Here is a 12675-nt window from a genome sequence, read left to right as displayed (position 1 = left end):
CAGGCAATATGCCGCTATTTTGCAACAATAATTGGAGGCTGCTTGAATTCCTTTTCAAGCAGTTTTTTTTGGCTGGATCCAGGAGCACCCATGGCATAAATTCTTGACGCTTTAATATCCAGTAAAAGCTGATTGTTCTTTGCTGCTGAGACTTTGGAGATCATTGGCAGAGAAAAGTCAGTTTTATATTTATTTAAATATTCTCTCCCTGCGGCTGTCATTCCTAATAGCCTTAGATAGGATGCCTTGTCCTCTTTCATAAACATATCTTGTTTTGTAGTATTCGTAAGGATATGGACGCATGTTCGCTGAAGTCTTGTCCACGTATACCGTTTTGTTTTAAGTTTTTCCATAAATTGCTGGAAGCTTTCAGATTCTAGTGAAGAGGAAAGGATTCGATTTTCTAAGCCTTCTTCTACTTCATAAATATTTTTAAGCTGTTCAGGAGTCATTTGGATAAGCCGAAACTTTAAATAGGGCCAGTATAGCTCCCAGTCATGGAAAAGTCCATATTGCTCCTTATATTCCAAAAGGCTAGTATAAGTAGTTTCAGGTACATACTGGCGGACTGACTCAAGCTGTCCATCCATTGAGAAAAGAGCTTTTCTGATGCTTGTTGCACTTGCAATTGTTTCAGATGCAAAATGCGGATCATGGTAATTTGCATTTTTTCTTGTGACAGTGAAAATCTTTATGGATGCATGCAATGTATTCGCTGCTTTTATGTATTGGTAGCCTAAAATATTATTCGGCTTTGATAAATCAATTAGATCATTATCTGGAGAAAGAGTATGATAGGCTAATGATGTCGCTTTCGGGTAACTGTACCCTTTTTCTAAAAAGGTTTTAATTTGCTGCTGGTATATCTCATTATGATTTTGTAAAAATGCAACTGTTTTATTAAAACTATTCATACTGCCTGATTCGCTGCCAAAACATAGGGAATGGCACCCTGCAGCTTCAAGAATAGAAACAGCACCGCTTGCAAATGTATCTGCTTGCTGCGTTGCAAATACATAAGGTAGTTCAAAGACAATATCAACACCTGCCCTCAGCGCCATTTCAGTCCTTTTCCATTTTGACACAATTGCAGGCTCTCCCCGCTGAAGAAAGTTTCCGCTCATTACAGCGATAACAACATCAGCATTTGCGTATTTTCTTGCCTCTTCGATATGAAACGCATGTCCATTATGAAAAGGATTATATTCCACAATTACACCAACAGCATTCATATTCATTTCTCCTTTTCATTCGTTTAAAATTGGGAAGTCATGAGAAAACTAAGCAAATAAGCTAAAAATAGGTTATAATAAGCTGATAATGCTCACATTATACTGTAAAGAAAAAATATTGACAAATAATTATATGAAAGCTATAATTACCTTTGTTGCCTTGGGGTGATTCGTATGAAATGGACTTTAAGTCAGTTACAAAAACATCGAAGCAAGGATTTTCCGTTAGATGAAATAGTCAATGTGGGTGAGATCAAAACGATTGATCCAACGATCAGAGATGCTTCACCAATGCATATAACCGGTCGAGCAGATATTGACTCTGCTAAGGTGACTTTTCATTTGAAAATTAACGGTCACTTAATACTTCCTTGTTCTCGTACTTTAGTTGACGTAAAATTCCCAATTAATGTGGAAACAACAGAAACTTTCCTCTTAAAAGGTTTGGATTATGAAACTGAAGAGGAGGTTCATCAAGTAAAGGGTGAAGTGATTGATCTTATGCCGGTCATTCAGGAGATCCTATTACTCGAGGTTCCCATGCAAGTGTTCTGCACAGATAGCAGTGAAGAAGGGGCTCCGCAATCCGGTAAGGATTGGGAGGTTATTCAAGAGCGAGACAAAGAGGCACGAATTGATCCTCGTCTTGCGGGACTTGCTCAATTTTTTGATCAAAATGATCCTTCTTCTGACTCATAAGAGTGGAAGAAAACAAGTAACTATTTGAAGAATCCAGCATGATCTGGCCTTCATAACTTTTTAAGGAGGTGGGAAGAATGGCTGTACCTTTTAGAAGAACTTCTAAAACTGCAAAGAGAAAGCGTCGTACCCATTTTAAATTACAGGTACCTGGTATGGTATCATGCCCAAACTGTGGTGAAATGAAACTTGCTCACCGCGTATGTAAAGCTTGCGGAACATACAAAGGAAAAGAAGTTGTTAATAACTAATTTTTCGACTGACATAAAAAGCACAAGAACATCATGTTCTTGTGCTTTTGTCATTTTTAATACAATAAATATAAATACATTTTAAAGGAGATTAGTATGAAACCATATTTGTTAGAAGTACATAAAGATGGCTTGTTAGTTTTTACTATTAACAGACCAGAGAAAAGGAACGCAATAAGCTATGAAGTGATGGATGGGTTAGAAGAAGCGCTGGCAGCAGCTGAAGAAGATCGAATTAAGGCACTAGTTATTACTGGTGCGGGTGATAGAGCATTTTGTTCGGGGGGAGATTTATCATCCTTTCACCAATTGAAAACGGAACAAGAGGCATTTGAGATGTTAAACAGAATGTCAGAGCTTCTTATTAAATTGTTTTTCTTGGCAAAACCAACTGTCGCCCTGTTAAATGGCGTCGCGGTTGGAGGGGGCTGTGAGCTAGCTTCGGCTTGTGATTATCGGATTGCGAGGAAGGATGTTAAGGCAGGTTTTATTCAAGGTACACTCGCAATCACTACGGGCTGGGGCGGCGGTACCTTTCTGTCTGAAAAGCTGTCTTCTGCAAATGCGATGAAAATGCTGATGGAGGCTCGTTTGTATAGTAGTGTCGAATTACAAGAAATGGGCTTTTTCCAATCGATTTATACAGGTGACCCGCTAGAAAGCTGCAGAGCTTATTTAAATAAAATGCTAGTACTAGAAGGGGCTGTTTTAAAATCTTATAAAAAGCTGTTTATAAGGAAATGGACAGAAGCAGGTGTCGAGGAGAGAGTAAAGCAGGAAGTAAGAAACTGTGCAGTGCTATGGCAAGGGGAAGCACATCATAAGCAAGTGGAGAAATTTTTAAAAAAGTAAAAAACTACGATAATTGTGGAGTTTCAAACAGGATATCAGTCTATCTTTTCTAGCATAAGCATATTATTAATAAAAAACACTAGGAGGGTGAACTGATGTCATCGACTCGTCAAGATGCGTGGACTCATGATGAAGATTTGCTGCTTGCAGAGATTGTGCTTCGCCATATTAGAGAAGGAGGAACACAGCTGCAAGCATTTGATAAAGTAGGCAAAGAACTAACAAGAACAGCTGCAGCATGCGGTTTCCGATGGAATTCATATGTTAGAAAACAATATAAATCTGGTATTGAGCTTGCTAAAAGACAAAGAAAGGAAAGAAAGCAGAATAATCCGCCAGTAGAGGATATAAAGCAAGATACAGACTATATTTTGGAAGATGAAGTTGTTGCCCATCAAGAAGAGAAAAAGTTGTGGGAATTTGAAGAATTGGTCACTTACTTAAAAAGTTTATATGAAAAGGCTGAACAGTCAAGCTTGCAGGATGAAAATATTAAAACGTATGAAGAGCGGATTCAAAACCTTGAAAAGCAATTGTATTACCTAGCATCTGAAAATGAAAAATTACTTAAAGATTTAAATTCTATTCAAGCAGACTACAAAGCATTAATAAATATAATGGAAAGAGCAAGAAAGCTTGTTGAATTAAAGGATGAGGATCATGAGCAAAAAGTGTAGATGATTAAAGAAAAATTGAGTGTAAATGAAAAAAGCGGACATATATTGTCCGCTTTAACCTTGATGGTGGCCTCTTTCTAATGTGATTGCTCCTTAACTCCCTCTGGATACCAGACAAGAGGATTTTCTCCAAGATCTCTTTCCATTTCATAAGCAACAGAAGAGAATCCCATCTTATCCCAAAAATCTTTAGATTTAACTCTTGGATTCGTTTTAATAGGGAGACCGTAACTTTTTGCGTATTCTACAAGTGCTTTGCCATACCCTTTCTTTTGATAATCGGCAATTACCTCGAGCTTCCAAAGCTCTAAATAATCTTGAGCAGGGTCAAAGTAGCGATCAAATTTTTTCTCTACTTGATATAGGCTCATCCTAGCAACTAATTTGTCTCCAAAATAGATCCCATAGAATGGGGAAACACTATCATCTTCAATAATATTAGCCTCAAGGTCTTCGAGCATTGAAAGCTCCTGTAAACCGTATTCTCTAAATTTTTTAAACTCCTCAAGTGTTTTGTAATTTACTTTTAACTTTTCAACCTTATACATCATCTCTAACCTCTCCTTCATTGCTGCAATAGATGAATAAATTAATTATTTCTATTTAAGTTAAAATTTCAATGAAAATATATCTTCCTATAATTCTTATTATATAACAAAAAAACGAAAAATTCTGCACTTAAATAGTTAGCAATTTAAAGCATAATAAAAAAATTAGGAAGCGTTTTCAAATTTAGCAGGAAAAAGAGAAAAGATTGTAGAAATATATTGTATTGTAGAAAGATTTAGAAAATATCCGAGAATCTTTCTATGCTTTAACTAATTATCTCTTTTTAATTACAGCAGCAATGAAAGAAGGGGGATCTTGGGTGAAGAAAATTCTAATTGCTAACAGGGGAGAAATTGCCTTACGGATTATGAATACTTGTCATCGTATGGGCATTGAAACTGTTGCGGTTTATTCAGATGCTGATTCAGACATGCCATTTGTTAAAGCGGCAACGTATGCATTCAATATTGGTGAACCTGCTGTTAATAAATCGTATTTGCGTTCTGAGGTTATCCTTGAGATTGCAAAGAATGAAGGGGTAGACGGAATTCATCCTGGTTATGGCTTCCTCTCGGAAAATGCAGATTTTGCAAGAGCTGTCCATGAAGCCGGAATTATTTTTATTGGTCCAGATCCAGATACGATCGAGTTAATGGGAGATAAAATTGTTTCGAGAAAAACAATGATGGATGCAGGGATTCCGGTCGTACCAGGAAGTGAGGAAGGGACTTCTACACTTGAAGAAGCGATTAGGCTTGCAGAATCAATGGGTTACCCTGTTATGCTGAAGGCTAGTGGCGGCGGCGGGGGTATTGGAATGGTACGCTGTGAAAATGAGCAAGCGCTCGCTAAGTCGTTTGGGTCAACAAAGGCCCGCGCAAAAGCATATTTTGGCTCTGAGGAAGTATTTGTTGAAAAGTATATAAATAATGCTAGACATGTAGAAGTTCAAGTTTTTGGCGATGATTTTGGAAATATTGTTCATTTATATGAAAGAGATTGTTCGATTCAAAGAAGGCATCAAAAGGTTGTCGAGGAATCGCCATCTCCATCTTTATCAGATTCAGCAAAGCAGGAAATGTATGATACAGCTATTAGGGCAGCTGCAGCAGTAAATTATAAAAATGCAGGCACCATTGAGTTTATTGTAGATGAACAAGAAAATTTCTATTTTCTTGAAATGAACACAAGATTGCAGGTAGAGCATCCTGTAACGGAGCAGATTACTGGTCTTGATTTAGTAAAGTGGCAAATCCTTGTAGCAAGAGGAGAAAAGCTCCCTCAATCACAAAACGATATACAGCAAAAAGGGCATGCGATTGAATTTCGCTTGTATGCAGAAGATCCAAAAAGCTTCCTCCCATCACCAGGTAAATTGGAAGAATTTAACTGGAAGGAATTTCCTGGTGTACGAGTAGATGCGGGTTATTCATCAAACTCAACCGTTTCTCCCTTTTATGATCCAATGATTGCTAAATGTATAATTTATGGAAATACAAGAAAAGAATCAATTGAGAAGGCGGAGCTGTTTTTCAGTGATTTAATCATTAAGGGGATTAAAACAAATGCTCCTTTGTTTAAGGAAATTTTAAAAGATAGTGATTTTATCAGTGGCAATTATTCCACAAGCTTTTTAACAAATAAAACTTTAATCATCGAATAGGAGGAATAGATTGTGAAAGAAATTACATCATCTATGGCAGGAACAGTTTTAAATATTATGGTTGGAAGCGGGGACGAGATAACGGCTGGTCAAGATGTATTAATGATCGAATCCATGAAAATGGAAATTCCTATCGAAAGCCAGGCAGATGGGAAAGTATCCGAAGTGAAAGTAAATATTGGAGATTTTGTAAATGAAGGAGATGTGCTGCTCGTTCTGGAGTAAATCTGATGATTATTCGCTTATAGAAAAGGAGGAGGATTAGAATGACAACTGCAAATACATTAGCTGAAAAACTTAAGGAAAAAAGCAGAGAAATTGAAGCGGGTGGACTTTCGAAATACCATGAAAAGTTGCAAGAACAAAATAAATTATTTGTAAGGAAACGGCTTGAACTCCTTTTTGATAATGGATTTTATGAAGAGGACGGAAAATTTGCGAATTGTGCAGAAAAGGATTTGCCTGCAGATGGAGTCGTTACGGCAATAGGCAAGATACATGGGCAAACTGTTTGCGTCATGGCGAATGATTCTACGGTAAAAGCTGGCTCGTGGGGGGCAAGAACGGTAGAGAAAATCATCCGTATTCAAGAAACGGCTGAAAAATTAAAGGTTCCTCTCCTTTATTTAGTAGATTCTGCAGGTGCAAGAATAACAGACCAGCTTGAGATGTTTCCGAATCGGCGCGGGGCAGGACGTATCTTCTATAATCAGGTGAAACTTTCAGGAATGATTCCGCAAATTTGCTTATTATTCGGTCCTTCTGCTGCAGGGGGAGCCTATATTCCTGCTTTTTGTGACATTGTGATAATGGTTGATAAGAATGCATCTATGTACCTTGGTTCACCAAGGATGGCGGAAAAGGTTATCGGTGAAAAAGTTACCCTTGAAGAAATGGGTGGAGCAAGAATGCATTGCTCAGTAAGCGGTTGTGGTGATATTCTTGCATTAAATGAAGAAGAAGCGATTCAACTTGCAAAAACATACCTTACATATTTTCCTGCGAATTTTAAAGAGAAGCCTAAAAAGCATGATAATGTTCAACCGAAACAAGGTCGTGATTTAGAAGAAATTATTCCTAAGAATCAAAATGCTCCATTTGATATGTATGAATGTATTGATTCTTTAATTGATGAAGGCAGTTTTTTTGAAATCAAAAAGCTTTTTGCTGCTGAATTAATAACGGGGCTTGCACGTATAGGCGGTCGAACGGTAGGGATTATTGCTAATCAGCCGCGTGTAAAAGGCGGAGTTCTCTTTGTTGACTCTGCTGATAAAGCGGCAAAATTTATACAGCTATGTGATGCTTTCCATATCCCATTGCTATTTCTTGCTGATGTACCAGGTTTTATGATTGGTACAAAAGTAGAAAAGGCTGGAATTATCCGTCATGGTGCAAAACTAATCGCCGCAATGAGTTCTGCAACTGTTCCGAAAATATCAGTTATCGTTAGAAAAGCATATGGAGCAGGATTATATGCCATGGCAGGACCTGCGTTTGAACCAGATTGCTGTATTGCTTTGCCTACAGCTCAAATAGCTGTAATGGGACCAGAAGCGGCAGTAAACGCCGTTTATTCAAATAAGATTGAGAAAATAGAGGATCCGAAAGAAAAAATAGCCTATATTCAGGAAAAACAGCGAGAATATAGTGAGCATATTGATATATATAAATTAGCTTCAGAATTAATTGTTGACGATATTGTCTCACCATTTGATTTAAGAAATGTACTTATACAAAGATTTGATTTATATGAAACGAAGGAATTAAATTTTAGTGTGCGTAAACATCCTGTGTATCCAGTGTAATCCTTCATGGCTCCTTCCTTTTTACGTGAGAAGGAGTCTTTTTATTGTTTTAGCCGTTTCTTTAACTTTCTTCCCCATCAGTTTTTATTTTTCTGTTAAAATATGACTAAATACTTAAAAAATAAGAGGTAATTATGAAAATAGGTATCATTGGTGGAGGTTCTATTGGCCTGTTGGTTGCTCATTATTTAATGAAGCAGCATGAAGTTCATGTATATGTACGCTCAAAAAAGCAAATGGACAAATTGTTAAAGGAAGGACTTATTTTTGAAAAAGAAAAAAAGTTAATCAATGAAGCGGTCAATGTTTCGTTATTTTCTGGCTGGAATGATGTTGAAGAGCTAACCATTGTAACTGTAAAGCAGTACCAGCTATTAGATGTTATAGAAAAAATGAAATCCTCGATTACCTCAGAAAACGGTACAATTTTGTTTCTCCAAAATGGGATGGGTCATTTAAAGCTGCTGAATGAGCTAAATGATAAAACGATTGCTGTTGGTACGGTCGAGCATGGTGCAAATAAAATAAAGGAAAATCACATCATACATACGGGAGATGGATTAATTAATATAGCATTATATCAAGGGATGAACGAATCTGAATTAGCAGAATTACTGAGAGTACCCATTCGGAATTTTCCATTTGATTTACAAAAGGATTATAACGAAATGCTTGTTCAAAAGCTGATAGTCAATGCAATTATTAATCCATTAACAGCAGTATTAAATGTAAATAACGGAATGCTCCTTAAGAATCCTCATTATCATTACCTATTCAAGGAATTTTTTAAAGAAGTGAGCACTATTTTGAATATTAAAGACAAGGAGAAAACCTTTCGGCATTTAGAGGGCATCGCCAGGAAAACTGCTGCAAATCGCTCATCCATGCTAAAGGATCTGGATGAACAACGCCAAACAGAAATTGATGCAATTCTTGGATTTGTTCTAGAAGAAGCAAGGGGAAAGCTATTGAATGCTCCGTTTTCAGAAAACTTCTATCATCTGATTAAAGGAAAGGAGTATGAAAGGGGGAAGAATTAAAGATGGGTTCTATTTTTTCATCAATTATTGCTACTTTTGTGACAATCCCGCTATTAGGCTACTTACTAGTCTTTATCATTTGTAAGCAAATAACGAAGAGGCATCGCTGGTCAGTACGTATTGCATTAGATATCACTACATTATTATTTATTTTTTCGGTCCATTATTTAATTTTAACGATCTGGGAACATAATTATTTTTGGCTGATTATTTTGTTTATGCTGATCATAGCCATTATATTTGTCTTTATTTTTTGGAAAGTCAAGAAGGAAATAGATTTCTTGCGTGTTTTCCGAGGTTATTGGCGTTTTAATTTTCTTTTGTTTTTTATGGCATATGTTGTCCTAACCGTCATTGGACTTGTTCAAAGTGTGAATACATTTGTTTCTGTACAATAATCAATTCTTTTTATAACTGCTTGATTACACAGATTTTATCATTTGGGCAAAACAAACTTTTTTCTTTTCATTACGGACAATGATATACTCTTATGGTAATAATGAGATAGAGAAAACCTCTTTTGATTCAAAAGGGAATGGAAAACTATTGATAAGAAAGGAAGTTCTGAAATGGAGATTCTAAATCTCTCATTACCGGCTACGAACCGGTTTGCAACTGAATATCTGGAACAGACGCCAGAAATTCAGCGCTATTTTCATTATCGATTTAATGATCGTTTAGAATATGAAAAAAGATTAACCGAAATACAGCAGCGTTCGTATATGAGGAATGAGCTAGCAGCACATATAGAAGGATACATGGATAAATTTCCTGCATCAGAGAAGGTCATGGAATCAATTAAAAAATTAAAAGAAAAAAATAGCACGGTCATAATAGGTGGTCAGCAGGCAGGGATATTAACTGGCCCATTGTATACGATACATAAGATTATTTCGATCATTGCTCTTGCTAAGCAGAAAGAAAGGGAGCTAAACGTTCCAGTCGTGCCGCTTTTCTGGATAGCAGGAGAGGATCATGATTATCAAGAGGTTAACCATATATTTATTGAAAGAAACAACAAAATAGAAAAAAAGATTTACCCAGAAAAGGTAATTGATAAAAGGATGGTTTCAACGATTGAATTAAATCATGATCTTTGTTATCAATGGGTTGAAGGAATCGTTCAGTCATTTGGGGAAACAGCGCATACAAAGGAATTGCTTCAAGTTTTTGAAAAGGCTATTCATGAATCGAAAACCTTTGTAGACTTCTTTGCATGGATTGTTATGCATCTTTTTAAAGATTCCGGGCTGTTAATCATTGACTCAGGTGATGAGAAAATTCGTAAACTTGAAAAGGAATTTTTTATCAAACAAATTAATAATAGTAGGGAAATCACTAAAAAAGTGAAGGAGCAGCAAGAAGTGCTGAAATCGAGTGGATATGAACACACGATTGACATAAGCGATCAAGCAGCGAATCTTTTTTATTATGATCAAGAAAATAACGAAAGAATTTTGCTTGATTATAATTTTGAAAATAACCTATTTATCGGCAAGGATGGTCAAATTCAATTCACTATTGAGCAGATGCTGGAATTAGCTGGTGAGTTTCCTGAGAACTTAAGCAATAACGTTGTTACGAGACCATTAATGCAAGAGTGGCTTTTTCCGACACTTTCCTTTATTGCTGGACCTGGTGAAATTGCCTACTGGGCTGAGCTTAAACAAGCATTCGAATGGTTTGGTTTAAAGATGCCGCCAATTGTACCGCGTCTAAATATCACACTTTTGGATCGCTCCATTGAAACAGATATGGTTGAACTTGGATTGGATTTGCGAGAAATTTTAATGATTGGTGCGGAAAAGCAAAAAAGAGATTTTCTTCAAACTTTAAAGGATGAAAATCTTGATTCGCTATTTGAAAGTATGAAACAAGGTTTTCTGAGTAATTATGAAAAGCTTGAGACATACATAGCCAAGGGAAATAAAGGGATGCTACCATTGCTAAAAAAGAACGAAGGAAAAGTAATTGATCAAATCGTGTTCTTAGAAAATAAATTGGAGCAGTACGCCCATAGGAAATATGAAGTCGTTATTAATAAATACGATAGGGTAGAAAACGCCCTTTGGCCTTCAGGATCTCCGCAGGAACGAACACTAAACGGTTTTTTCTTTATTAACCAGCATGGACCAGCACTTATTAATGACCTTCTAGATTGCACCTTTACTTTTGACGGGACGCATAAAGTTATTCGTATTTAACGGAAAATTGTTCTTTTAATTTAAAAATAAATATAATAAATATCAACAAAAAAAGACTGCATCTATTAATTGATGCAGTCTTTTTTTGTTGAAGAGACGAAGAGAGACGAAATACATGCATTCTTTTGTTAGGAAAAGACGAACGAAAATATAGTGCATAACTAAGATTTATAAAGGGGATTTCAACTTTACAGTAGAATATAAAAAATATGTGGAGGAAAGTGGGGGAATGTGGTACATTTGAGTAAGAAAGTGGGGTTAGTGGGTATGTTCATGGGTGAATATCATCATAACGTTGATAGCAAAGGCCGTTTAATCGTACCTGCCAAATTCCGTGACAATCTAGGAGAAACCTTTATTCTTACACGAGGCCTGGATCAATGCTTATTTGGCTACCCAAAGGATGAATGGACATTGTTAGAGGAGAAGCTTAAAGGCTTGCCGCTAACGAAAAAGGATGCCCGAGCCTTCACTCGTTTTTTCTTTTCAGGTGCTACTGAATGTGAAATAGATAAACAAGGAAGAATAAATATTGCTTCCCCGCTCCAGCAATATGCAAAAATTGAAAAAGAATGTGTTGTTTTAGGTGTATCGAATCGTATTGAAATATGGAGCAAGGGAATTTGGGAAGATTATTTCTCCGATTCAGAGGAATCTTTTTCCGAGATTGCAGAGAATATGATTGGGTTTGATATTTAATGGCCGAAAAGCCTCCAGAAAGGTGGACAACTATGTTTGAACATACAACAGTGTTATTAGAGGAAACGGTCGATGGTCTGAACATTCATCCTGACGGAATCTATGTGGATTGTACGCTAGGAGGAGCTGGGCATAGTGAATTGATTCTGTCCAAGCTCTCAGATAAAGGGAAGCTTTATGCTTTTGATCAGGATGATACAGCAATCGCACATGCAAAAGAAAAGCTAGCTAAATATGGTGATCGAATAACAATTATTAAAAGTAACTTTCAGTACCTTCAAGAGGAATTAGAACATTTAGGAGTTAAGAAGGTTGATGGAATTTTATATGATTTAGGTGTCTCTTCTCCACAATTAGATACCCCTGAGCGAGGTTTCAGTTATCATCACGATGCCCCTCTAGATATGAGAATGGATACGGAAGCAAGGTTTTCTGCCTATGATGTTGTCAATCATTGGAGTTATTCAGATTTAGTGAAAATCTTTTTTAAATATGGAGAAGAAAAATTCTCGAAGCAAATTGCCAGGAAAATTGAGGCGGCAAGGGAAGCATCACCAATTGAAACAACAGGTGCACTTGTTGAACTAATTAAAGAAGCCATTCCAGCCCCTGCTAGAAGAAAGGGAGGACATCCTGCAAAGCGTATTTTTCAGGCGATTAGAATTGCTGTTAATGATGAATTAGGTGTTTTCGAAAAGTCATTAGAGCAAGCAATTGACATACTAAAGCCTAGTGGGAGAATTAGCGTGATTACCTTCCATTCACTAGAGGATAGAATTTGTAAAGCTGCGTTTAAAAAAGCGAGCGAGACACCTAATCTGCCACCAGGACTGCCAGTCATTCCGGATGAGTATAAGCCCATCCTAAAATTAATAACAAGAAAACCTACTCTTCCATCTGAAGAGGAGCTTACTAATAATAATCGTGCAAGATCTGCAAAGCTGCGTATCGCTGAAAAGCTATGAGGCTTGAGAAAAACAGAATGAAACAGGAGGGAATTT

At 36.7% G+C, this 12675-nt stretch carries 14 protein-coding genes; 12 read left to right on the top strand and 2 right to left on the bottom strand.

The window, feature by feature from the left end; all coding sequences use genetic code 11:
* Positions 1–14: 14 nt before the first annotated feature.
* On the bottom strand, positions 15–1232 hold the full coding sequence (locus C1726_RS01665) for a nucleotidyltransferase (RefSeq protein ID WP_102271565.1): 1218 nt from the start codon (positions 1230–1232) through the stop codon (positions 15–17).
* A 174-nt stretch (positions 1233–1406) separates the two neighbouring features.
* On the opposite strand from C1726_RS01665, the gene C1726_RS01660 reads away from it, so the two are divergent.
* From C1726_RS01660 to C1726_RS01645, 4 genes are all read left to right on the top strand, one after another.
* The gene (locus C1726_RS01660; RefSeq protein ID WP_102271564.1) at positions 1407–1931 is read left to right on the top strand and encodes a YceD family protein; all 525 of its coding nucleotides are present in this window, start codon (positions 1407–1409) and stop codon (positions 1929–1931) included.
* 77 nt (positions 1932–2008) lie between these two features.
* Positions 2009–2182, top strand: a complete 174-nt coding sequence (gene rpmF, locus C1726_RS01655; RefSeq protein ID WP_053475556.1) for a 50S ribosomal protein L32 — start codon at positions 2009–2011, stop codon at positions 2180–2182.
* A gap of 96 nt (positions 2183–2278) precedes the next feature.
* Positions 2279–3034 carry an enoyl-CoA hydratase/isomerase family protein gene (locus tag C1726_RS01650; protein ID WP_102271563.1) on the top strand — a complete coding sequence of 252 codons (756 nt, stop codon included), beginning with the start codon at positions 2279–2281 and terminating at the stop codon, positions 3032–3034.
* Between the two features lie 95 nt (positions 3035–3129).
* Positions 3130–3711: an RsfA family transcriptional regulator gene (locus C1726_RS01645; RefSeq protein WP_102271562.1), complete on the top strand. Its 582-nt coding sequence runs from the start codon at positions 3130–3132 to the stop codon at positions 3709–3711.
* A 77-nt stretch (positions 3712–3788) separates the two neighbouring features.
* On the opposite strand, the gene C1726_RS01640 is transcribed toward C1726_RS01645, so the two are convergent.
* Complete coding sequence (locus C1726_RS01640; RefSeq protein ID WP_102271561.1) at positions 3789–4262, bottom strand: N-acetyltransferase; 474 nt, start codon at positions 4260–4262, stop codon at positions 3789–3791.
* 317 nt (positions 4263–4579) lie between these two features.
* Here C1726_RS01640 and C1726_RS01635 point away from each other — a divergent pair, with 317 nt between their 5' ends.
* The 8 genes from C1726_RS01635 (at position 4580) to rsmH (ending at position 12639) form a co-directional block, all read left to right on the top strand.
* Complete coding sequence (locus tag C1726_RS01635; protein WP_102271560.1) at positions 4580–5923, top strand: acetyl-CoA carboxylase biotin carboxylase subunit; 1344 nt, start codon at positions 4580–4582, stop codon at positions 5921–5923.
* Between the two features lie 12 nt (positions 5924–5935).
* Positions 5936–6148, top strand: a complete 213-nt coding sequence (locus tag C1726_RS01630) for an acetyl-CoA carboxylase biotin carboxyl carrier protein subunit (protein ID WP_102271559.1) — start codon at positions 5936–5938, stop codon at positions 6146–6148.
* 41 nt (positions 6149–6189) lie between these two features.
* Positions 6190–7731 carry an acyl-CoA carboxylase subunit beta gene (locus C1726_RS01625; RefSeq protein ID WP_102271558.1) on the top strand — a complete coding sequence of 514 codons (1542 nt, stop codon included), beginning with the start codon at positions 6190–6192 and terminating at the stop codon, positions 7729–7731.
* A gap of 134 nt (positions 7732–7865) precedes the next feature.
* Positions 7866–8771, top strand: a complete 906-nt coding sequence (locus tag C1726_RS01620) for a 2-dehydropantoate 2-reductase (protein ID WP_102271557.1) — start codon at positions 7866–7868, stop codon at positions 8769–8771.
* A 2-nt stretch (positions 8772–8773) separates the two neighbouring features.
* Complete coding sequence (locus C1726_RS01615) at positions 8774–9169, top strand: DUF3397 domain-containing protein (protein WP_102271556.1); 396 nt, start codon at positions 8774–8776, stop codon at positions 9167–9169.
* A 171-nt stretch (positions 9170–9340) separates the two neighbouring features.
* Positions 9341–10975 (top strand): bacillithiol biosynthesis cysteine-adding enzyme BshC, encoded by a 1635-nt coding sequence (gene bshC / locus C1726_RS01610; protein ID WP_102271555.1) that lies wholly within the window; start codon positions 9341–9343, stop codon positions 10973–10975.
* A 267-nt stretch (positions 10976–11242) separates the two neighbouring features.
* The gene (gene mraZ, locus C1726_RS01605) at positions 11243–11674 is read left to right on the top strand and encodes a division/cell wall cluster transcriptional repressor MraZ (protein WP_102271554.1); all 432 of its coding nucleotides are present in this window, start codon (positions 11243–11245) and stop codon (positions 11672–11674) included.
* A 32-nt stretch (positions 11675–11706) separates the two neighbouring features.
* A complete protein-coding gene (rsmH, locus tag C1726_RS01600) occupies positions 11707–12639 on the top strand; it encodes a 16S rRNA (cytosine(1402)-N(4))-methyltransferase RsmH (protein WP_102271553.1) in 933 nt (310 codons plus the stop codon).
* Positions 12640–12675: the final 36 nt, after the last annotated feature.

This window comes from Cytobacillus massiliigabonensis, from assembly GCF_900199725.1.
In the GTDB taxonomy this organism is placed as follows: domain Bacteria; phylum Bacillota; class Bacilli; order Bacillales; family Cytobacillaceae; genus Cytobacillus; species Cytobacillus massiliigabonensis.
This window is presented reverse-complemented; position numbering and strand designations above follow the sequence as displayed.